Origin of the sequence: Reichenbachiella carrageenanivorans, from assembly GCF_025639805.1 — a bacterium.
Taxonomy (GTDB): Bacteria; Bacteroidota; Bacteroidia; order Cytophagales; family Cyclobacteriaceae; genus Reichenbachiella; species Reichenbachiella carrageenanivorans.
Map to the genome: position 1 here is coordinate 2,068,635 of NZ_CP106735.1, position 23,779 is coordinate 2,092,413.

Here is a 23,779-nt window from a genome sequence, read left to right on the forward strand (position 1 = left end):
TATATTAGATGTACTTATGGATAATTGCTTGGAAGGGGTTTTTGCTCCAAAATGGCCAGATATGGCGCTTATACCACAGTAAAAGGCAGTATTTCAAAATATGAACCATGTATGCTGTAGTTATAAAAATGTATCTGCCAGTTCACGGTATAGTCTTTCAGGGGAGGAGTACTCGGATATAGTAAATGTTTTAATAGATTTGATTTAGTACATTTAGATATAGTGAAGAGAAATAGGTCATACTTATATAGCATGCTTAGGATACTAGGAGCAGTATTTTTTTGGTTGGGGAATAACCCGTCCATAGCTGCAGATCGCCCCCTAGAGTATGCACAAAAGCTGACCATATCAGACGGTCTGGCTCACAATGGAGTGACCTCTATGCTTGAGGATTCGAAAGGCTATCTATGGATAGGCACTTATGATGGACTCAATCGCTACGATGGATATAATTTTGAAGTGTATAAAAATACACTTGAGCACCATCAGTTGCTGAGCAATCGAGTGCGAACCATTACAGAGGATAAAAATGGGAATATCTGGATTGGAACAGATGATGGGATTTCGCTCTACAATTATTCCGAAGAGCGGTTCAGTGATTTGTATTCTTATTTGGATTTGGCTCATAGTATGCATGGGCCAATAGTCCGAAAAATCCTCATGGATGAAGAAAACGGATACATGATCTGTGCCATGGAGGATGGAGAGGTCTTAATTTTTAATGACGACGATTATTCTTTTAAGCAGGCTTTTGCTTTGCCAAGCGAAATGACCGAACAGATGGTGCATTTTTATGATGTCATCAAACTAGATAAGCAAAATTACCTCCTAGCATCGTCTATAGGGATCGTTCGTTTTAATCTGAAACAAGGGAAATTTTATAGTATAATACCAGAAGACGTTATCCAAGCCAATTCTATTACTATCATTGGAGAAAACCATTTTTTAGTAACACAGAACGCTGGATTTGTAATACTCAAAATAGATCGAAGTACTACAGATTATGGGATGACAGTGGAGTCGAAGCAAATGACTCAATTTCATTTTAACAGTGCCATGCTCGATGATTTGGGCCATGTATGGCTCGGCACGGTCAATGCAGGCGTGATACAGATCCGAGGGGTCGAAGCACTCATCAACCAAACACCATGGATGACCTATCGCTATAATGAAGACGATGGATTGCTACGTGTAGGCTGTATTGTGTCATCTACCTTAGGGAGTTCTTGGGTGGGGTCGTTCAATAAGGGGCTATTTCGATTCGATATCAATGAAAATCCATTCAAATCATACAATACCAGAATGAATTTTCCGAATGGCTTCAAAACCAATGAAATACTACATATGCGCGCCTTCGGTAGAAACAAGATATATGTAACGGCCAACCGAGGTGGGTTGGCTTTGTTCAATACGGACGAGCAGGTATTTGAACCTTTACCCTTTCAAATGCCAATAAATTCATCAGATCGGGTAGGGGGTGTATTTGTGGGAGTGGACAAAGACATATGGATAAAGGCTGGAAGCTCTCCAGGTGTTTTAAGAGTTCGTCAAGGGCAATCCATCACGGAGACTGTCAGGTTTGAAGGCCTGCCTCAGTTTGATAAGGTAAGACCAGTCAATTGGGCCAATGACAAATTGGGAAATCTTTGGATTGCCAGCAATGAGGATGTATATCTAGTAGCCATCGATGCAAATGGAGAAACTACAGGTGTAGCCTCTTTAAATAGTCACCCCTTTTTCAAAAACAAACCCATAAAACTGGCGAGGGTTATCTATCAAGATCCGATGTATCCATATATCTGGATTGGGACAGATGCAGATGGACTTTTTCGAATAGAATTTGAAAAAAATCAACCGCTTCAGGAAATGAAAGTGATGAGTTTTCAGAGCGACAAGACCAACCCATATGCTATTTCGAGTGATTTTGTTTCCAGTATTATCCGTTTGCCCAATGGCGAACTGTGGATAGGAACCGAACGAGGAGGCATCTGCAAAGTGCTGGATAGCGACAAAGAACCTAAATTTATTGTCTTTTCTGAAAAACATGGACTGTCCAATAATGTAGTAAAGAGCATTCAATACGATGATGAGTACAATCTATGGATTTCTACTAATATTGGCCTCAATAAATTCAATACCAAGACAAATGTCTTTCGCAAATTTAGCTTGGTCGACGGACTACCATTCGAAGATTTCACCTACCCTTCTGTCCAGTTAGACAATGGTTATTTTGTGTTTTCTGGAATGGAGGGGCTTTGTTATTTCAAGCCACAAGACATCAACGATAGTGAGGCGCTACCCAAGTTGGAGTTTGGAAACTTCAAGGTTTTCAATGACTTGGTGCAGCCAGGTGATTCTCTTCATGGTCGGGTCTTATTAGATCAGCGGATTAATAAAGTAGACCAAATTTCTTTGTATCACAACGAAAATGTGTTTTCGCTTGAGCTGAAATCACTGCATTATTCCAAGCCTGACAATTACTTTCTAAAATATCAGCTATATCCCGTCAACAACGACTGGGTCGAAGTGCCTTCGAGTCAGCGGACGGTCTATTACAACGGGCTCGTGCCAGGGAAGTATGAGCTTCGTGTCATGGCGTCCAATTCTCTCAACCAGTGGACGCAGCCACGTGTCTTGAAGATTGTCATAGACCCCCCCTTTTGGAAAACCAACTGGGCCTACTTCGGCTATGTACTTTTGGTTGCCTTGCTTATTGGGGTCATTATGAAGGTACTGCTTAGAATCAATTCACTAAGGCACAATTTGCAAATTGAAAAACTGGAAAAGCAACAAGTGAAGGAGTTAAATTCCTCTCGTTTGGAATTGTTTATGAATATATCTCATGAATTCAGGACACCACTCACCTTAGTGTCAGGTCTGATTTCGAGATTGGCCAATATGTTCAAATCCAACAAAGACGTGACGCACCATTTAGATTTGGTCCAGCGACAGTCCAAAAAGATGTTTCAGCTGATAGAGCAGGTTCATGATTATCAGAAAGCTCAGCAGAGTTTATTAAAACTCAATATGGCAGGTTTTGACGTGATCGATTTTATAGATGATATCAAAAAAGACTTTGAGTATCTCGCTTTGAGTAGTGGCAAACACTGGCAGGTGAAAGGCGACGCCCAGTCTCTCTATATGATGGGCGATAGAAAAAAACTGGAAATCGTACTCAACAACCTGATTAGCAATGCATTCAAATTTACCGAGGAGGGAGACTATATCACTTTAGCGTTTGCACACAAAGACGATGAGATCACCTTGTCGGTCACAGATACAGGCAGAGGGATCGATGATGTAGACTTGCCTAATCTCTTCAAGCGTTTTTATAGATCATGGAAAGAAAACACGTACTCTGTAGGTTCAGGAATTGGGCTTGAGTTTTCCAAAATGCTTGTAGAACTACACTATGGGACGATTGTAGTAGAGAGTGAATTAGGAGAGGGATCCAAATTTATAGTGACCATACCTACCAAAGTCAGCGAAACCAATATCTATGACCAAGGCAAAATCACAGATATATTAAATACTGAAAGTGAAATAGAAGAAGTAGAGTTGGGGGCAGATGACCTTATGGCTACCGAAATCCCCGTAGATGAAAATCTGAAGGCACTCCATGTGTTTGTGGTAGAAGACAATGCCGACTTGCGAGAGTTTATTTCAGAAGTCCTGTCTGGTCATTTTCAAGTCTCCGCTTTTCATCACGGCATGCAGTGCCTCGATCAGATGGAAGAAGAATGGCCTGATCTCATTGTGAGTGATATTCTCATGCCCGAAATGAACGGACTCGAACTGTGCCAAAAGGTCAAATCTGATATACGAACCAGTCACATTCCGATCATATTACTTACCTCACGGTCTACCATTCAGGACAGGATCGTAGGATTAGAAGTGGGTGCAGATGCTTATATCAACAAACCGTTTGATGTAAAGCACTTGATCGTGCGAGCACAGACGCTCTTGAGGAATAGACAGCAGCTCAGAGAACGGTTTCAGAATGAACTACCACTCGTATTGCAAAAGACCGATAATGGCCAAAATGACCATGCCTTTTTGGAAAAGCTCTACGAGTTGATGGCCGAAAATCTAGATAATCAGGACGTAGATATCAATCTGTTTGCCAAAGAACTGTATCTAAACAGGACTCATTTTTACCAAAAAGTAAAAGCGTTGACCAACCAAACTCCTTTTGAGCTATTGAAAAACTACCGTTTGAAAAGAGCCGCTGAATTGCTTATGCAAAAGGATGCGAGAGTCAACGAAGTCTACATGATGACAGGGTTTAAAAGCCGCACACACTTCGCCAAGTTATTCAAAGAGAAGTATCACGCTACCCCGGGCAAATATGCCGAAGAGTCGCTCGACAAGCTCAAGTCGAACGACTGATCAAGTCTAACACGTTTAATTTTTTGTTTAAGGCAGTTTTTAAAAAGAAAAATTAAGGTTTCAATAGGCTTGAAATTTGACTTTAAACGGCATTTTCTGTAGAAATATACTCATATGTACATTTGAAAAACGGATAAAGACAAGCCTTGATTTGTAATGATGCTTATTTGAGCTAAGGAAATTCTTCTAGTTATTAAATTTGATATGATATGAAATCACACTACTGTCTTTTTGGATTTGGTTCAACCAAGTTCTATTTGTTTATCTGTTTGCTTATGGGAGTCGGCCAGCTTCAAGCACAAACCTTAGAGGACCAGGCCAAACAAAAAATAACCGAATTAGAAACGCTTATCACCGCAGCCGAAAAAGAAGGAGTAGATGCTACCCCAGAGAAAATCACGGTACGTACTGCGGAGGTTTTTCTAAAATATGCCAACTGGGATGAGGCAAACAAGGCTACTAATGTAGACTACTTTAAACTCGTGCCGATATATGCAGATACGGCTACACAAGCGGCGGAATTTTTGCCAGACTACGAACGACGAGAGGTCATTAAAATGCTGGACGAGGGCATAGCTTACCTCACGAAATTGATAGCAGGAGAAGTATTTCGAAAGCCAGGACATCAATTTGATTGGTCTACAGCTACGCATCAAGGCGACCAGATTGTAGCGGATGGTAGACCCGTATTTTTGTCTGATTATACTTGGAAACCCGCCACAGACGAATTGACAGAATATCACGGCAACGAAGACGGGTTTTATATTTCTCCTTCTCATGTTTCTAACCAAGAAGGTGATCTCAATGCTTGGATGCTCAATGATTTGGCAGCTAAAGAATCAGGCACATTAGGGTTTATTTTTATCAACAATAAAGGAGTGAAACAATGGGCAGAAGATGCTTATGGGCCAGATTTTATCATGCGCGAAGAGACTTACACTGGATATGATATAGACAATCCAGGCGCTAGAGAAATGATGGGCAAGCTATTGGAAGGTGTAGTTCCTACCATGGATGGTAAAAAATACAGCGAGTTGGGATACATGCTTTGTAATGAGCCCCATTTTTATACCAACAAGTCAGGAGAAAAAAACACTTGGGCGAGTGGGCCAGTTTCCGAATATAGTAAAGACAAGTTTAGAATTTGGCTCGAAGGAGTACATGGCACTATAGCAACGCTTAATACCCTTTGGGGCACTAGTTTCGGTAGTTTCGATGAGGTGACTATAGACATCCCAATAGACCTATCATTGCGAGGTACACCTATGTGGTACGATTGGGCTACATTCAATAATTATCGCGTGACCGAATGGTACAAGTGGTTGAAGTCAGAAATCAGAAAATATGACGCAGATGCCAAAGTGCACCTCAAAATCATGCCTAACCTGTGGACAGAAAATGAAAGAAACCATGGCATAGATATGGAAGCGCTTACCGAAATGAGTGAAATCATAGGCAATGACGCAGGTGCCGCATACAAAAGGATGTGGGGACACGGAGAGTGGGAAGAATATTACCAGTTCGAGTGGAGAGAGATGTGCATGGGACATGATTTTTATAAATCAGTAGGGCCCAATAAAATCATGTACAACACCGAAGCGCACTTTTTGTCTACAGTCGTATCTAGAGATATGAATCAAGACCCAAGGTATGCACGCGCCACCTATTGGATGGCTCATACCCAAGGCCTGACGGCAAGCCAAACTTGGTATTGGGCTAGACAGGAGGATGGATCTATTAGAAATGAATCTGGCAATGGCTACGCAGGATCCAATAATCAGCAACCACGAATTGTAAATGAAGTGGCCAAGACGATGTACGATATCAACGCCTATGCAGAAGAGGTTTTGGCCATGCAGCGTCAGCGCAAGCCTATCAGAATATTTTATTCAGAGTCGTCGGCGTTCAATAAGTCCGCGCACATGGACGACGTATTTGAACTTTACGAAGATCTCAATTTCGAAGGAGTACCATTAGGCTTTGCGACCAAAAATATCATCGAATCTCAAGATAAATCACTTTGGGATGTGATCTTGGTGCATAAGACCGAATACGTTACCGAAGCCGAATTGGCAGCACTTCAGAGTTACCTCAATGCAGGAGGAACGGTGATCGTAGATGCGGGGAGTCTCAAGAAAAACCAGTACGGCCAAGCACTAAGCACTAGCCTGTCTGGAGGCAATCTCATGACAGCAGGTAGCAGTGAAGATATGGCACAGAAGGCCATGACCTTGATCGAAAGCAAAGGAAATACCCCGGGAGTTACGCTTACCGAAACTAGCACCGCAGGATTCAAAGGATGTATTTGGAAATGTGTGAAAAATGCTGACGGCAACCAAGTAGTCTCTATCGTCAATGTAGGCAAGGTAGATGCTAAAGTTAACCTAGCACTCAATGGCGCAACCCAAGGTACCGCGATCAAAGATCTGTTCAAAGGCATTGATATTCCTAATAATCAGGTACTGGAACCCTACGATATGCTATTTGTAGAAGTGAGGGACGAGAAAACCAAAGAAGTGTTAGAGGTAAAAAAAAAAGATAAGAAGGAAGCCGTGATTTTCCCTAATCCCACAAAAGGAGACGTGAATATTCGATTTTCTAAAATGGAAGAAAACGTAGAAGTCACCATTTTTGATATTTTGGGTAGGCCTGTTTCTACGCAGCAGTACAGTCAGGTGATGGAGGTCTCTGCGAAAATCGGAGAAAACCATCCTGCAGGCACCTATGTGCTACGCATTCAGGGCGACAATTTCAAACAAAGTCAATTGCTCATCAAAGAGTAATTGACTTTGTGTAAAGAAAGTGGAGAGATGAAAAGACGTAGTTTTTTTAAAAAATCGGCAGGGGCAGCTGTAGCAGCTAGCCTGATGCCGCTAGGAGCGGAGGCAGTAGCTAGCAAGCAGGATATTGGGGTGCGTACGAGTGATAAGTGGCACCATTTAGGAAAGGGCAAATCAGAAATTCCCAATCGTAAGAAAAAAGTACAATACGAAGTAGTAGTGATAGGAGCAGGTATTGCTGGTATCTGTGCGGCCGTGACAGCGGCTCGCACAGGTGCCAAAACCGTGCTCATCAACGACCGCTCGGTACTTGGGGGCAATGCCTCTAGCGAAATCCGTGTGACAGTCAACGGAGTACAATGGCTCAAAAATGAGCACCGGATGGAACGAGAAACGGGAGTCATAGAAGAATTTCAGTTGGAAAATTGGTATTACAACCCTCAGGAATCATACCCCGTGTGGGATCATGTCCTTTACGACTATGTGACACGCCAGCCCAACCTAGACGTAATGCTCAATACTCAAGCACTAGAAGCGTATATGGATGGCAGCCAGATCAAAGCTGCTAGATGTTGGCAAATGACAACCGAAACGGAGTATACCGTAGAAGGTCAGCAGTTTATCGATTGCTCTGGAGATGGTCTGCTTGCTGCTACAGCAGGAGCCGAATACCGAACGGGTAGAGAGGCTCGTGCTGAGTTTAACGAATCATTTGCACCTGAAGTGGCCGATGGCTGGCAGATGGGAGCCACACTCATGATGATCACCAAAGACATGGGCAGACCTGTGCCGTACTATCCACCGTCCTTTACGATCAAATATGAGGCTGAAAAAGCCCACGATAGAAAAATCAAACAAATCAAAGAGGGATATTGGTGGGTAGAGTTGGGTAGCGATGACGATATCATCGCAGATCAAGAATTCAACCGTCACAAACTCATGGGCTACATGCATGGCGTATGGGACTATATCAAAAACTCAGGAAACTTTCCCGAATCTGAAAACATCGTATTGGACTGGGTGGGCTCTGTGCCAGGGCGTAGAGAATCTCGTCGTTTTATGGGAGATCATATACTCACCCAAAAAGAAATGGAAAACTACAAGCATTTTCCCGATGCTGTGGGTTATGGCGGTTGGTCGCTCGATGAGCACAATCCTGGCGGAATCGAAAATCTATCCGAGCCACCAAGCTATTTTCATGACAAATTCAAACAGGTGTATGAAATCCCTTTCAAATCACTGTATTCAAAGAATATTACGAACCTCTTGTTTGCTGGTCGCAATGTAAGTGTGACACATATAGCCCTCTCATCTACTCGTGTGCAAGCCACTTGTGCTACTATGGGCATGGCCGTAGGTACAGCAGCAGCACTTGGCGTGCAAAAAGGCGTGACACCGAGACAGATAGCGAATGAGCATATCGATGAATTGCAAGAGCAACTCCTACGTGATGATGCCTATATCCCTAATCGACCAGCCAGAGATAGTAAGGATCTGGCGAGAAAGGCGGATGTATTGTTTGCGTCATCTACCACTAGTGGAGATGTGAAATTGCTCATCGATGGAGTCTCGCGAGATGAAATTGGAAAAATCCATCATTGGCAGTCACGAGGCCTCGATGCCGAAGTACGGCTAGAGTGGAAAAAGCCAGTGAGTATATCTAGCATAGAGCTAAAAGGAGATACCAATCTCCAACGTGCCATTCACATGCATAAAAACCCACTTAAAAACAAAGACCAGGTATTGGGGATGCCCCCAGAGCTGATCAAGGCCTGTAGTGCACAAGTACGGGTGAAAGGCAAATGGGTAGATGTAGCATCGGTCTCCAACAACCTGACCAGGTTAGTGAAGATGAAGATTGATCCAGTTAAAACTACCGCGGTACGTATCCTTCTCAAAGAAACCTGGGGCGCTGAAAACATTAAGTTGTTTGAAATTCGCTGTTATAGCTAATGTATGCGATTGGGTATATATGGCTAGGGTGGATAGGAGCTTTTATAAGTGCTCTTGTCCCCTGTTTCTCACTTGATGATCCAATAGCCATCACCCATTCTGTGGAGCTTTATCACCCTGGGATGTCTGCTGATGAAACAGGTCAGCTTCAGTTGGTAGAGCTCCGCAATACGCAAGGACAAACGGAGCAATATTATCTTGATGTAGAGTCGGTGATTTGTGCAGATCAGATCTGCAAGGTGGTTCCTGTGCGCTTGTATTGGGATCTATTAGGTCGCTATCAGCATTACGAATTGCGTCATGGAGTAGTGTTAGAAAAATCCGAAGGTCAACCTTTTGATCAGGAGGATTATGATCTATTGCAAACCATTCTAAAGAATCCTAATTCCAGTTTTGCAGAAATGACCTATGAGGATATTACCCGAACCAACGTACATGGTGAAGTGGATGGATACTCTGGTGCTACCTCTTTTATCTTAGGAAACCATGAGTCTGTGATAGGAGCCACATGGACTTGCTTTACACTCTGGCACTGGGTTTATGGTGAGGTAGTGGAGGTCATTAGGGAGATTTCAGGAGAAAACAGCACAGTGTTGGCACTTCAGACTTATATCGAGTCAGAGGACGACGCTTTTTGCACCTTTGCTCTGGAAGAGATCAATCGTAAGCCATACAATTCTGCTGAGATACAGAAAACAGTACTGGCTCATGCTTCTAGTTTTAATGAAAAGCAGTTTTTTCTAGCCCTGAAGTATTTCAATCAATGGCCTGATGAAGTTTATTTCTCTTCTGTTTTAGCTCTTTTAGACAAAACCTCACCAAGTCATAGTGTTTTACTATTGAATGAAATTGTAAATACTCGGCGTGTGATTGCTACCGATTTTTATGATTCCTTCTCAAGGTATCTCTCATCAGAGATGTCTTATCAAGAGGTAGATTTAGTGATTCAGATGCTTGAAAAACACCCAACAAATTCTTTGCAGATACATCAGCAGTTGTTCAACTTATTGACCGACGATATTTTGACTTCGCGTAGCGTATACTGGTATCTGTCTGGGCTGTCTTTGACTAAACCTCAGGAATTGCAATTAGAAATTTATTATAAAAAACACCAACAAAATCTTTGATCAATAGGGAATGAAGAGAAGTGCCTTTTTGTGCACAATTCGCTCCATGTTTATTGAAAACACAACCTTAAAGAATATGACGAATAAGTTGAAAACAAAATGGATACAGAGGTCAGCTCCACTTGTGGCGCTGGTGTTTCTGATCGCATGTGGATCTGAGATCCAAACGGAAGTCTATCGACCGATCAGTGGAGAGGGCAAATATATACTTACACCAGAAGCACCAGGCACACCTCAAATCAATGGGCCAGCTGTGTTTGGTGTGCGTCCAGGCTCACCCTTTTTATATACAATTCCAGCTACTGGACAGCGTCCACTGACTTTCGAAGTGCAAAACCTGCCAGCAGGTTTACAGCTCGATGTGCACACAGGCGTGATCAGTGGTACGATCTCAGATAAGTCCATGCGCAATTACAACATCACTTTGGTGGCTAAAAACCAATTAGGTGTAGACCGCAAAGTACTTGAGGTAAAAGTGGGACAAACCATCTGTCTCACACCACCATTGGGCTGGAACTCATGGAACTGCTGGAAAACGCAGGTGACCCAAGAGCGCGTCTTGGCTTCTGCTCGTGCCATGGTAGACAAAGGGTTGTCCAACTATGGGTGGTCTTTCATCAACATCGATGATGCTTGGCAAGGTCTGCGTGGAGGAAAGCACCAAGGCATACAAGCAGATCCAGTGAAGTTTCCAGATATGAAACAAATGTGCGATGAAATACATGCCATGGGGCTCAAAGTAGGGATCTATTCTTCGCCTTGGATCACCACTTACGCAGGCTATGTAGGAGGATCGAGCCAAAATCCAGAGGGAGACTGGGACGATACTACTATGCATCCCGACGATTTACGTAAGACCAAGGCCTTTTGGCAAGTGGGTGAGTATACTTTCGATGATAAAGATGCCCTGCAGTGGGCCGATTGGGGGATCGATTATTTGAAATATGACTGGAACCCTAATGATCGAGCAAGTACGCAGCGAATGGCTGACGCACTCCAAAATAGCGGTAGAGATATTGTCTATTCGTTATCCAATACTGCGCCCATGCAGCATGCAGATTTATTCTCCAAAGTAGTCAATTGTTTTCGAACGGCTGGCGATCTCAAAGATCGTTGGGATCAGGAAGGTAGCCACCTCAACATCCGAGAGGAGTGGGTGCTGCATCGCAATTGGCTCGATTCTGCTTTTAGCGGTTCGCCAGGCCACTACCCAGATGCAGATATGCTTGTGATTGGCGATGTAGTCACTAGTGGCCCTGAAGGCAAGCCTGTGCCTTCTCGACTTACAGCCGATGAGCAGTATAGCCATGTGTCACTATGGACACTGTGGTCATCTCCATTGCTCATAGGTTGCCCTATAGAGACCCTGGACGATTTCACACTCAACCTGCTCACCAATAGTGAAGTACTCGATATTCATCAAGATGCTGTGGGAGTAGCCGCTCAATCAGTGTATCTCGACGAGGGGTCTGAGATTTTTGTCAAAGTATTGGCAGATGGTAGCAAAGCCGTGGGTCTTTTCAATACTGGAAAAGAGTCTCAGACCATAGCAATGCCCTGGTCTCTTGCCAAACTACAAGGCGTTCAGCAGGTGAGAGACGTCTGGAGGCAAAAAGACATTGGTTTGTACGAGGGGAAATTTTCGGCTCAAGTACCTTCACATGGAGTGGTTTTAGTTCGCTTCATGGCGAATGAATAAAATGAACATCACAAAGTAATACTTATTAGTCTATTATGAAATATACTTTTTTAATGGCCTTATACGCCATGTGCAGTGTTGGTGTGCAAGCTCAAAACCCATTCATTACACACAAATTCATAGCAGATCCTTCTGCGCATGTATTCAACGATCGTGTTTATGTTTATGCCTCTCACGACGAAGACGATGCTGAGTATTATGATATGGTAGACTGGGCTTGTTTTTCATCTAGCGATTTGGCTACTTGGGTAGATCATGGAGCCGTTTTGTCCTTGTCGGAATTGTCGTGGGCGGATAAATGGGCTTGGGCACCAGATGCAGCTCAGCGCAATGGTCTGTATTACCTCTATTATCCTGTAGAGCGAAACAAAATTGGGGTAGCGGTATCAGATCGCCCAGAAGGGCCATTTGAAGACCCACTAGATCAGCCCATAATAGATGGACTGGTCGAACCCTTTGCTGGCAAAGAAGCTATAGACCCCGCAGTATTTATAGACGACGATGGACAGGCGTATCTCTATTTTGGTTGTAGAGAACCTCGCGTGACCAAGCTCAAGGACAACATGATCGAAAGAGACGGGGAGTTGATGGAAGTAGTGATTTTAGACCAAATGGGAAGGCGACAAGTTTGGCACGAAAAGCCAAAAGAGGCCAAGAATGTACAAGCCAATTATGGAGGAGATGGCGTGTATGGTGAAGGGCCTTGGGTTTTTGAGAGAAATGGCATCTATTATTTCACTTATGCCAATGGCTGGTCGATAGATGCTACCATGGTATATGCGATTTCGGACAATCCGCTAGGACCATTTGTGTACCAAGGCAAGGTGATGGAGCCCGTGAGTTCTAATACTTCTCATGGTTCTATAATCGAGTACAAAGGGCAGTGGTACGTGTTTTATCACACCAAAGATATCTCAGGCAAAAACTACCGTAGATCAGTGGCCGTAGATCAGCTATTTTTTGATGAGAAGGGACAAATAAAAACAGTTGCTCCCACTCGAACTGGGGTGAGTGCAGTGAGAAATTAGTCTGTTTAACTTTATTTTATTTGTCACTTTTTGTTCTGAAAAAAAGCCGTATGTCGGTTTTCTGTGAGTTTTTTACTTGTGCATACAAAAGGAAGACTCATAGATACAGCTAATAGTCGTGAAACCTATTTCTTCGAATTTATAATACTATGATTATGAAGAAGAGTTCAATTTTATTTTTAATGATGTTTGTTTTTGGCTACAGCCAAGCACAGGATCAGCCCAATATTGTTTTATTATTTGTGGATGATTATGGGTGGTCAGACGTAGGGTATCGCAACAGCACGTTCCATACCCCTCATATCGATCAACTCAAGTCGGAAAGCTTGGATTTTTCCAGAGCCTATGTCACCACACCTACCTGTAGTCCTAGTCGGGCTTCGTTGCTCACGGGCAAAGAATCTATTCGAATGGGATTGCCTCGCCATATCATAGATGGTGATAGCAAGAATGCAACCTTCGGCTCAGACGGATCTATTTCAGAATACAATTATTGGCCTACAGATCCAGTACAGATGCCTTCGCGCAACTGGCTGCCCTTAGAGGAAATCACCTATGCGGAGCGTCTCAAGGAATTTGGGTATTACAATATGTTTATTGGGAAGTGGCATCTCGGACACGAACCATACCATCCTACTTTGCAAGGGTTCGACGATTACTATGGCTATGCTAATGCGGGTCATCCCAAAGGCTACTATGCCCCATTTTTCAAACATGAAAATATGCTGTCTGAGTTTGGTAGTGAGGATTATCTCACGGATGTACTTACCGACAAAGCAGAGGATTTTATCAAAAACCACGATCGTAAGCAGCCTTTTATGCTGTCTATGTGGTACTACAATGTCCATGGCCCACACAGAGGACGCAAGGACTTTTTAGAACAATACAAAAAAGAAGGGCTAGAAGATAGATATGCCAACTATGCAGCGATGGTGAGTGCCATGGACGAGTCGGTGGGTAGAGTCAGGCAGGCGTTGGCCGAGGAGGGACTAGACAAAAATACCATTATCATCTTTACTTCTGATCAAGGAGGGTATTTCACTAATGCACCTCTTTCGGGAGGCAAAACTGGTGGTAATACCTTGGGAGAAGGAGGTGCCAGAGTGCCTTTTATGATTTTGTATCCTGGCGTGACTACGCCAAATACCACTACAGGTCAGCCCATTCAGACACTAGATGTATACCCTACACTCATAGAGATTGCATCGGGCAAAAAATGTAAAGACACCCAGATCAACGGAGTAAGCCTACTGCCAGTGTTAGCAGGTAAAAAATTGAAGTCAAGAGACTTACACTTTTTTAGAAGTTATGAAGATCAGTATGCAGCTATAATGTCTGGAGATTGGAAGCTTGTCAAATATCACAGTGGAAAATATGAGTTGTTCAATATTGGTGAAGACATCAGCGAACAAAATAATCTCATAGGCCAGGGGTTGAAACAAGAGCAGCAGTTGATGGATCGGCTCGATCGATGGGAGCAGGAAGCTGTCCCAGTTTACAACTAACGAGATTAAAATAAATAAGCATGAAATACAATTACTCACTAATTACAGCGATATGTGTCCTAGTAGGATTAGGTCTTGTCAGCTGTACAGACAAACCTGAAGTAGTAAAGCCACCCAATGTGTTGTTTTTATTGGTAGACGACATGGGCTACGGCGAACTGGCGTCTTATGGTCAGGAAGTAATTCAAACACCACACTTAGATGAGTTGGCAAGTCAGGGAATGAGCTTCAATAATTTTTATACAGGTACGTCGGTATGTTCCCCCTCTCGGGCATCGCTTATGACAGGGATGCATACTGGGCATGTTAGTATCAGAGGAAATAAAGGGCAGTATGACGATGGGAAATGGGATAGAGTTCCCCTCAAAAAATCGGAAGTTACGTTAGGTGAAATGATGAAATCCGCAGGCTATCAAACGGCCTTTGTCGGTAAATGGCACCTGGGGCTACCAGAGGATTTGAGTACTTGGGCGATGGGACGTGGATATGACTATGCCGTGCAGGAGCAATGGGGTACATCAGACAAAGGAGAAACCTTCGACGAGCGTATGCATTGGATCAACAATCGCATGGATTCATCTTTTTATGATTATACCAAATACGATTGTATAGACGAGTTTAGAACCAATTTTGCTTTAGAGTATTTGGAAAAAAAGTCTACTGACAAGCCTTTTTTCTTACTCATGTCTTATAGAATACCTCATGCACATGAGTTTTTTTTGAGAGATACTACGATGTATACAGGGCGTGGCTGGCCAGAGATTGAGCGCAGACATGCTGCCAGAATCACCATGTTAGACCAGCAGGTTCATCGTCTACTTAGCCAGCTCGAAAAGAGTGGAGAGTTAGAAAATACACTAGTCATATTCACCAGCGACAATGGCCCTCACAATGAGAATAAGCACGACAAGGATTTCTTTCAGAGCTCTGGTGGACTCAAAGGCTACAAAAGAGACTTGCACGAGGGAGGTATTCGTGTGCCTATGATCGCCTACTGGAAAGGCAAAGTAGCTGCTGGCATACGTACCGATCAACAGGCTGTGTTTTATGATGTGATGCCTACTTTGGCAGATTTGGTGGGGATAGCTGCCCCAGATCAAACGGACGGCGTATCATTTTTGCCGACGCTATTGGGACAAACGCAGACCGAACAACACGATCATTTTTATTGGGAAATCCAAGAAGGCTCAAATGCCAAAGGGTTTAAACAAGCCGCATTAAAAGACCAATGGAAAGCGGTAAGGGTTGCGGATAGCTATCATACAGAATTGTATGATTTGAGCACGGATCCGTACGAACAAAATGATCGCTCGGCAGATTATCCAGAGCTTGTAGAGCAAATGAATCAAATATTAAAAACAGAAAGTGTAGTGATCGAACACTACCCTTATTCAGGAGGTATATTCTAATGAGAAAGGCTTACATCTACACAACAGCAATAGGTTTATGGGTCTCATGGTGCGTGTGTGCCAGTAGTTTTGGGCAAGCAGTGGTACAGACTACTGTGAGATCACAGGCCAAATTCAACAAAAATTGGAAATTTGAACAGGCAGATAATCCAGTATATCGCTCGCCAGATTTTGATGATACCGCTTGGCGCACACTCGACCTGCCACACGACTGGAGCATAGAAGGCGATTACAGCGCAGACCATCCGTCAGGAGCTAGAAACGGCTATTTCCCAGAAGGGATTGGCTGGTATCGCAAAAGCTTTATACTGGGAGACTCACTCACCTACAAACAATTGGCGATACAGTTCGACGGTGTGTTTATGAATTCAGAAGTCTGGATCAATGGTCATTTCTTAGGGAGATACCCATACGGGTACAATACTTTCCAATATGGCCTCACAGAGTTTCTCCATATAGGAGATGGACAGGAGAACGTATTGGCCGTGAGAGTAGACAATTCACTCCCAGAGGCTACCCGATGGTACAATGGCTCGGGCATCTATCGCAATGTGCATTTGATCACGACCAACTATACGCACTTCAATAATTATGATGGCGTATTTGTGACTACACCAGTAGCTCAAGCCGAAAGAGCAGTGATTCATATAGACTATCGTGTCATTGGCAATCTTTTCTCGAAAGCCGAAATAGATAAGTATAGAGCAAATAAATGGAAAAAGGAAAAAGTGCAGCACGCCTGTACGCTTAGGTCTATAGTATACGATGCACAAGGCCAAGAAGTCGCGCGCGTAGAGCAGCAGCAATCCCTAGAAAATTTCGATAAGCATATTGCATACGCTCAAGAACTGGAAGTGAAAAGTCCTAAAAGATGGTCTGCAGATACTCCGTATATGTATTACCTCAAAAGCGAAATCGAATATGAGGGCAAGATACTCGACGATAAGGTAACGCCATTTGGTATCCGTCACCTAGAGTATCATCCAGACAAAGGAATGCTTGTCAACGAAAAACAAGTAAAACTCAAAGGCGTGAGTTTGCACCATGATGGTGGATCTGTAGGTGCGGCGGTTCCAGACAAAATCTGGTATTATCGCCTCAAAAAATGGAAAGAAATGGGATGCAATGCCATACGTACTACTCACAATCCTTTTTCTCCCGAGTTTTATAATATGTGTGACACCATGGGATTCTATGTGCTCAATGAAGCCTTCGATGAGTGGACGATGGGCTGGGCTTACAATTTTTCTGAAAACAATAGAGGCAAGGCAGACAACGGCTATCAGCACTATTTCGATCAGTGGGCAGAAACAGACCTGCGAGCCATGATTCGCAGAGATCGCAATCACCCCTCGGTAGTCATGTACAGTATAGGCAATGAAATCCCCGATCAGCTAGACAAACTTGGGGGGCAAAAGGCGCAGCGCTTAGTCGCGATTTGTCACGAAGAAGATCCTACTCGACCCGTCACTGCGGGCAATGATCAGGCTGTCAAAGGGCGAGTATCTGGTTTGATGGATGCTTTGGATATCTCTGGATACAACTATGTGGCTCGTCATCACAAAGAAGAAATGTACGCTCCCGAGAGAGCGCTACGACCAGACAAACTATGTATTGGTACGGAGACCAGCCTTACATTAGATTATTTCTTGGCCTATCGCGACAATGATTATGTACTAGGACAATTTGTCTGGGTAGGGCAAGATTACCTCGGAGAAGCCAAAAAAGCTCCACAGCGTGGTTGGCAGCGAGGACTCCTCGATGTGTCTGGCAATCCTCGACCTTCCTTTTATCAGCACCAAAGCTATTGGAGTGAGACTCCAGTCATCCACATGGTGGCCGCCAAAGACAGTGTAAACGGAACCCTCAGATCATCTTGGAACTGGGACAAAAAAGATAAAATGTTTCTCTCCGTATATACCAACTGCGATGAAGTGGAGCTTTCGCTCAATGGCAAATCTCTAGGTAGAAAAAAAGTAGATCCAGATACCTATCTGTTAGAATGGCCACTCTCTTATCAGCCAGGAGAGCTCAAGGCCAAAGGCTATACCAATAGAAAAGTAGTAGCCGAACATGTATTGAAGACCACTGGTCGCCCTAGTGAAGTGGTAGCTCACCCAGTTTGGACGCAGCTTGTGGCCGACAATCAAGACATTTCGATTCTCGAAGTATCACTGGTCGACAAGTACGGACGCATAGTGCCCGAAGCCGTCAATGAAGTAAATGTGACAATAGATGGCCCCGCCCGCTTGTTGGGTATTGATAGCGGTGACTTGTACTACGAAGGGAAATTCTCTGACCCAAAAAGAAACGCAACTAGAGGAAAGATGCTTGTGATCATCCAGGCCAAAGATACCCCAGGAGAGGTCAGGGTGAAGCTAGCGAGTGAAAAACTCAAACCAGCGGAGATAACCCTAGAAGTGAAGTAAGAACAGGAAGAAACGGTTCGGAGAATGGCATATATTGAAAGTAAGTTGAGAGATAGTAAAATAGAAAGGATATGAAAAAAGTAGTAGTAGCAGGCATTAATCTGCTGATCATTTTAATGATGATATCGTGCTCAGGAGAGCAAATGATGGATGTGAAGATCAATTCAGATTGGAAATTCAAACGATTAAAAGCATCAGATAATGCAGAAGAAAAATACTATTTGTCAGACTACGATGATGCCAGTTGGGAGCGTGTAAGCCTGCCTCATACGGCCAATGTAGAGCCTTTGGTGGTCAACGACCAGTGGCAGGGCACTTGCTGGTATCGAAAGTCATTCGCTGTACCTGAGGTAAACGAAGCCAAAAAAGTAGTACTCGAACTGGAAGCAGCCATGAACTATAGTCAAATCTGGATCAATGGTGTGCAAGTAGCCGAGCATCAAGGAGGATATTTGCCAGTAGTAGTAGATGCTACGCCATATGTCAAAGCAGGGCAAGACAATATACTCGCGATTAGATTAAATAATACCGACAATGCCATCACGGGGCCTAAACCACTACACAAATTGGATTTTAACATGTATGGTGGATTGTATCGTAATGCATGGCTTAGACTCAAAGATGAGGTGTATATCTCTCACCCCGTATTGGCCAACAAAGAAGCTGGAGGGGGAGTATTCATCACTTACCCGACTGTATCCGAAAGACAATCTGTAGTTCAGATCAAAACGCACGTAGTCAATGATGCTGCTGACCAAAAACAGGTACATGTAGTACAATCGATTTACTATCAGGATTCATTGGTGGCTACTCAATCATCCGAAACCTTTGCAGTAGCAGGAGGAAAGGACATAGAATCTGTCGTGCGTATTACGCTAGATCGTCCGAGATTATGGTCGCCAGAGGTGCCTAATTTGTACGCACTAAAAACCGAAGTGATGGCGGATGGAAAACTTGTAGATCATCAAACAGAAAGATTCGGAATTCGAGATTTTGTATTCGACGACAACAACGAACTGTACATCAACGGGAAAAAGACTTTTCTCAGAGGGGTCAATCGTCACCAAGAGTATCCATTTGTAGGCTATGCCATGTCAGACAATGCGCAGTACCGTGACGCCAAAAAGATCAAAGACGCAGGATTCAATTTCATCCGATTGTCTCATTACCCGCATTCTCCCGCATTTATGGATGCTTGTGACGAGCTGGGTTTAGTAGTGATCGATGCCATTTTAGGCTGGCAATATTACTTAGACAATGATCAGTTTAGAGCGTATTGCTATCGTTCTGCCAAAGAGCTGGTACTTAGAGACCGCAATCGCCCAAGCGTATTGGCATGGGAAGTCTCGCTCAACGAAACACAGATGCCTATATTCTTTATGGAAGAGCTGCACCGTATTGTACATGCCGAGATGCCAGGGCAGAATGTATATACCTGCGGATGGAAGCCAGAGGTTTACGACATTTATTTGCAAGCCCGTCAGCATAGGATTTTGCATCATTATGATTCTATCCAGACCAAACCATATGAGGTTTCTGAATATGGGGATTGGGAATATTATTCTAACAATGCGGGACTCAACCAAGATCAACTCCCTAAGAACCTAAGAATAGAAAAATGCAGTCGTCAGTTACGAGGCTTTGGAGAAAAGCGCTTGCTCTATCAAGCCACCAATGTGCAAGAGGCGCACAACGATAACATGAATACACCTGCCTTTGGCGATAGCTATTGGGTCATGTACGACTACAACAGAGGCTACTACGACAACATAGAAGCCTCGGGTATCATGGATATTTTCCGAATACCTAAATTTGCGTACTACTTTTATCAGAGCCAGCAAGAACCAGAGGATCAGGTTGTACTTCAAATTGCCTCTTGGTGGACAGAGGAGTCTCCCTTGGATGTCAGAGTATTTAGCAACTGTGATGAAGTAGCATTGTACCTCAACGATGAGCAGATTGGCAAACAACAGCCGAATCAAGACTCCATTTCTTATAACCTTAACCACCCTCCATTTACCTTTAGTTTACCCGAATTTGTAGCAGGTACACTGAAAGCTGTAGGGTATATAGATGGAAAACCTGTAGCCGAACATCTTGTGAAAACACCAGGCAAAGTAGCTGGTCTCAAAATGTGGCTCGATGAGAGTGGCAAGGCACCTCAAGCAGGTGTCAACGATGTCTTGTTTTTGTATATCGCTGCGGTAGACGAGCAGGGTATCGTGATTCCAGCCTATGACCAGCCTATCGATGTATCTGTATTGGGCGATGCGGAGATAATGAATGTAGGTGCCGTGCAAGCAGAAGCGGGTATAGCTACAGCCTTGATTCGGGTAGGTACCGCCCAAGGAAAAGTAACGATGAAGGCAACAGCCGTAGGGTTACCTAATAAAGAGTTTTCATTTGAAGTGAACCAATAGTAATGATTAGATACCTCGTTTTTATTGCCTTGTTTTTGATGTCGAGTGTGACTTGGGGTCAGCAGACATTGTCTTTTGATCAAAACTGGAAGTTTACGCTTGGTGATTATGAAGGTGCGCAGGAGGTGGGTTATATCGATGACCACTGGCGCAAACTGAATGTGCCTCACGATTGGAGTATCGAAGGAGAATACGACGAAGATCATCCTATGGGAGGCCAATGCGGCTATCTGCCAGCAGGCTTTGGCTGGTACCGCAAAACGATAGCCGTACCTGAAGAGTGGAAAGGAAAGCATGTACAGATTGCATTCGATGGGGTGTTTATGAACAGCACCGTCTGGGCCAATGGCCGCCTGCTCGGCACGAGGCCTTATGGTTGGATTTCTTTTGCCTACGACATCAGTACTGAGGTACAGTCGTCAGATACGATCACTATTGCCGTCAGGGTAGACAACGATAAACAACCTGCGGCTCGGTGGTACACTGGTAGCGGGATCTATGCACATACATGGATTCATGTAAAAGACCCTGTGCATATTCCAAACAATGGATTGTTTATACGCACCACAGGAAATGAGGTGAGCATAGACACAGAGTTGAATAATACCAAGTCAAAAAAGTATAAGACATCCCTCAATACAACGATCCTGGACCCTGACGGAAAGAAAGTAGCCAGTAGTAGCAGTGCCCTGACATTGGCCGCCAAGGCCGAATCGCTTGTCAAGCAAAAACTCACGATTACCGATCCTAAGCTATGGTCAGTGTCATCTCCTCAGCTGTATACAGCAATTAGTGAAGTGGTAATAGGCAAGCGTGTAGCAGATCGGGTAACTACTCGATTTGGCGTACGAGATATCGAATGGAAACCAGAGACGGGTATGTGGCTCAATGGCGAAAACATAAAACTGCAAGGCGTGTGCAATCATCAGGATGCAGGAGCACTGGGCGCGGCAGTTCCAGATAAGATGGTTCGTTTTAGAATTCGTCAGCTCAAGGCCATGGGAGTAAATGCCATTCGAACTTCGCACAATCCACAAACGCCAATCTTTTACCAAATCTGCGACGAAGAAGGCATGATGGTCATGGATGAAATTTTTGATGGATGGAAGAAAAAAGCGGCCAATGACTACGGGGCACATGCTTTTGATAGTTGGTGGAAGCAAGACCTGACCGATTGGATCAAAAGAGATCGCAATCATCCGTCTATCGTCATTTATAGCGTGGGCAACGAGACAGAGGGAGAGATAGGAGAAGCACTTGTCGCACAGTGCCACCTATTGGACGATACACGCCCAGTCACTTCCGGACACTCATCATCTGAGTACATGGATGTTTTTGGTGTGAATGGTAGTAGTGAAAAAATGGGGTGGTTCGAAAATCTCGAAACTGATCGTGTGTTTATCGGTACAGAAAACACCCATACCTGGCAGGTAAGAGGCTTTTATCGTACGCAAACATGGTACAGAGATGGTTACCCCAATGCTCGGCAAAAGCCTTATGATTATCCAGACCTGACGGAGCAAGAAGTATTTACCTATGACTGGACCAATGCTGCCGGTAAGGCGAACTACAAGCAGATCTTTAACTCTAGCTATGACAATGCCATGGTGCGACTGACCTCGCGCCAAAACATTGCTCAACTTCGAGATATCCCCAATTATGCGGGTTCGTTTCGCTGGACGGGATACGACTACATAGGAGAGGCCAGTTATGTACATGGTGGTTGGCCATTCAAGTCTTTTATGGGTGGAGCAATAGATATGGCCAATTTTGAAAAGGATTTGTTTTATCTCTACCAGAGTCAATGGACAACCCAGCCCATGGTGCATATTTTACCCCACTGGACACACCCAACATTGGCCTTAGATACGACCATACCTGTATGGGTGTATTCTAATTGCGACGAGGTAGAATTGTTTTTGGATGGGCGCTCACTCGGCAAGCAGACACCTGGAGAGGCTTGGGATCAGATGCAGTGTCAGTGGATGGTTGGTTGGCAACCAGGCGAGCTCAAAGCGGTGGGTTACAAGGCAGGAAAGGCTGTGATAGAAGAGATCGTCCGCACAGCTGGTGCTCCAGCACAATTGGCACTATCGATCGACGGAGAACCCTTGGATCAGCGCAAGGATGACTTAGTACAAGTGCGTGTGACTACACAAGATGAGAAAGGAGCATTTTACCCTTATGGAGAAAATAGAAGTTATTTTTATGTGATAGGCTCGGGGCGAATACAGGCACTCGACAACGGCAGCCCGATAGACGTAGAAAAACACTTTGAAGCCAAAGACCGTCAAGCCTTTTTTGGTTTGACCAGAGCTTATATTGCCTCTACCGATGCCGAAGGCCCTGTCACCTTGCTGGTGGGATCTATTTTGGGCGAGAAAAAACAAGTATCGTCCAATAAAGTAAGCATAGATACCCAGTTGTTGGCCTTGCGTGGTCAACAGGCGAATCCAACGCTCAAGATCTATTATACCACAGATGGTAGCGAACCAAAAACAACGTCTACAGTCTATGAAAAAGCTTTTGAAGTGCCATTGGGTACTACTGTTCGGGCATTGGTGACGGCAGATGGGGAGGCCGTATGCCAAATGCAAGAGCGATTTGCGATGGACGAAGGTTTTGTCTGGGATGCCAAAGCGATGGCGGCAGTGCCAGGAGGAGATCAGGCCGAAGATGCGACCTACGATGTGGCCATATTTTCAAATCAAGGCAAAGGATACCAAGGCAAAGGGTATTTGGATTTCGGTAGAAATGCTGGTGGATATGTGGAGTGGTATCAGGAAAATGATGGCAGTCCAGGACAGTTTTTATTACAAATACGATACAGCGCTTTAAACAAAATCAGGGATACATATCGGGTAAGATTGACAGTGAATGGAAAAGATCAAGAGCTCGAATGGCCAGCTACTTCAGGATATAGAAGTACTTGGGATACCGTAGAAGTGTTAGTAAATTTTGGCTCTGGAGCCAATACTGTTCGAATTACCTCATTGCAAGACGATGGCCTTTGCATTGATGAACTAAAAGTGAAATAAAC

General features: G+C 44.0%; 11 protein-coding genes. All 11 read left to right on the plus strand.

The features are described 5' to 3' along the window. Positions 1-252 precede the first annotated feature (252 nt). The 11 genes from N7E81_RS08215 (at position 253) to N7E81_RS08265 (ending at position 23,777) form a co-directional block, all read left to right on the plus strand. Complete coding sequence (locus N7E81_RS08215) at positions 253-4,389, plus strand: hybrid sensor histidine kinase/response regulator transcription factor (RefSeq protein WP_263052812.1); 4,137 nt, start codon at positions 253-255, stop codon at positions 4,387-4,389. Positions 4,390-4,598: 209 nt separating this feature from the next. Then, positions 4,599-7,172 carry a T9SS type A sorting domain-containing protein gene (locus tag N7E81_RS08220; protein ID WP_263052813.1) on the plus strand — a complete coding sequence of 858 codons (2,574 nt, stop codon included), beginning with the start codon at positions 4,599-4,601 and terminating at the stop codon, positions 7,170-7,172. A 27-nt stretch (positions 7,173-7,199) separates the two neighbouring features. Then, the gene (locus tag N7E81_RS08225; protein ID WP_263052814.1) at positions 7,200-9,122 is read left to right on the plus strand and encodes an FAD-dependent oxidoreductase; all 1,923 of its coding nucleotides are present in this window, start codon (positions 7,200-7,202) and stop codon (positions 9,120-9,122) included. Between the two features lie 122 nt (positions 9,123-9,244). Further along, the gene (locus N7E81_RS08230) at positions 9,245-10,249 is read left to right on the plus strand and encodes a hypothetical protein (protein WP_263052815.1); all 1,005 of its coding nucleotides are present in this window, start codon (positions 9,245-9,247) and stop codon (positions 10,247-10,249) included. A 76-nt stretch (positions 10,250-10,325) separates the two neighbouring features. Beyond that, positions 10,326-11,948: a putative Ig domain-containing protein gene (locus tag N7E81_RS08235; RefSeq protein WP_263052816.1), complete on the plus strand. Its 1,623-nt coding sequence runs from the start codon at positions 10,326-10,328 to the stop codon at positions 11,946-11,948. Positions 11,949-11,983: 35 nt separating this feature from the next. Continuing rightward, complete coding sequence (locus N7E81_RS08240; protein ID WP_263052817.1) at positions 11,984-12,976, plus strand: family 43 glycosylhydrolase; 993 nt, start codon at positions 11,984-11,986, stop codon at positions 12,974-12,976. Positions 12,977-13,131: 155 nt separating this feature from the next. Next, positions 13,132-14,481 (plus strand): sulfatase, encoded by a 1,350-nt coding sequence (locus N7E81_RS08245; RefSeq protein WP_263052818.1) that lies wholly within the window; start codon positions 13,132-13,134, stop codon positions 14,479-14,481. A gap of 20 nt (positions 14,482-14,501) precedes the next feature. After that, the gene (locus N7E81_RS08250; protein ID WP_263052819.1) at positions 14,502-15,890 is read left to right on the plus strand and encodes a sulfatase-like hydrolase/transferase; all 1,389 of its coding nucleotides are present in this window, start codon (positions 14,502-14,504) and stop codon (positions 15,888-15,890) included. Continuing rightward, a complete protein-coding gene (locus N7E81_RS08255) occupies positions 15,890-18,319 on the plus strand; it encodes a glycoside hydrolase family 2 TIM barrel-domain containing protein (protein ID WP_263052820.1) in 2,430 nt (809 codons plus the stop codon). The genes N7E81_RS08250 and N7E81_RS08255 overlap by 1 nt, the downstream gene beginning before the upstream one ends. Positions 18,320-18,390: 71 nt before the next feature. After that, positions 18,391-20,739 carry a glycoside hydrolase family 2 protein gene (locus N7E81_RS08260; RefSeq protein WP_263052821.1) on the plus strand — a complete coding sequence of 783 codons (2,349 nt, stop codon included), beginning with the start codon at positions 18,391-18,393 and terminating at the stop codon, positions 20,737-20,739. 2 nt (positions 20,740-20,741) lie between these two features. Further along, positions 20,742-23,777: a glycoside hydrolase family 2 TIM barrel-domain containing protein gene (locus N7E81_RS08265; protein ID WP_263052822.1), complete on the plus strand. Its 3,036-nt coding sequence runs from the start codon at positions 20,742-20,744 to the stop codon at positions 23,775-23,777. Positions 23,778-23,779: the final 2 nt, after the last annotated feature.

Excerpts from the sequence above, each read along its gene's own strand:
- N7E81_RS08255 (WP_263052820.1), top strand. The coding sequence starts at position 15,890 with ATGAGAAAGGCTTACATCTACACAACAGCAATAGGTTTATGGGTCTCA.
- N7E81_RS08215 (WP_263052812.1), top strand. The coding sequence starts at position 253 with ATGCTTAGGATACTAGGAGCAGTATTTTTTTGGTTGGGGAATAACCCG.
- N7E81_RS08260 (WP_263052821.1), top strand. The coding sequence starts at position 18,391 with ATGAAAAAAGTAGTAGTAGCAGGCATTAATCTGCTGATCATTTTAATG.
- N7E81_RS08225 (WP_263052814.1), top strand. The coding sequence starts at position 7,200 with ATGAAAAGACGTAGTTTTTTTAAAAAATCGGCAGGGGCAGCTGTAGCA.
- N7E81_RS08230 (WP_263052815.1), top strand. The coding sequence starts at position 9,245 with ATGTCTGCTGATGAAACAGGTCAGCTTCAGTTGGTAGAGCTCCGCAAT.
- N7E81_RS08250 (WP_263052819.1), top strand. The coding sequence starts at position 14,502 with ATGAAATACAATTACTCACTAATTACAGCGATATGTGTCCTAGTAGGA.
- N7E81_RS08220 (WP_263052813.1), top strand. The coding sequence starts at position 4,599 with ATGAAATCACACTACTGTCTTTTTGGATTTGGTTCAACCAAGTTCTAT.
- N7E81_RS08265 (WP_263052822.1), top strand. The coding sequence starts at position 20,742 with ATGATTAGATACCTCGTTTTTATTGCCTTGTTTTTGATGTCGAGTGTG.
- N7E81_RS08245 (WP_263052818.1), top strand. The coding sequence starts at position 13,132 with ATGAAGAAGAGTTCAATTTTATTTTTAATGATGTTTGTTTTTGGCTAC.
- N7E81_RS08240 (WP_263052817.1), top strand. The coding sequence starts at position 11,984 with ATGAAATATACTTTTTTAATGGCCTTATACGCCATGTGCAGTGTTGGT.
- N7E81_RS08235 (WP_263052816.1), top strand. The coding sequence starts at position 10,326 with ATGACGAATAAGTTGAAAACAAAATGGATACAGAGGTCAGCTCCACTT.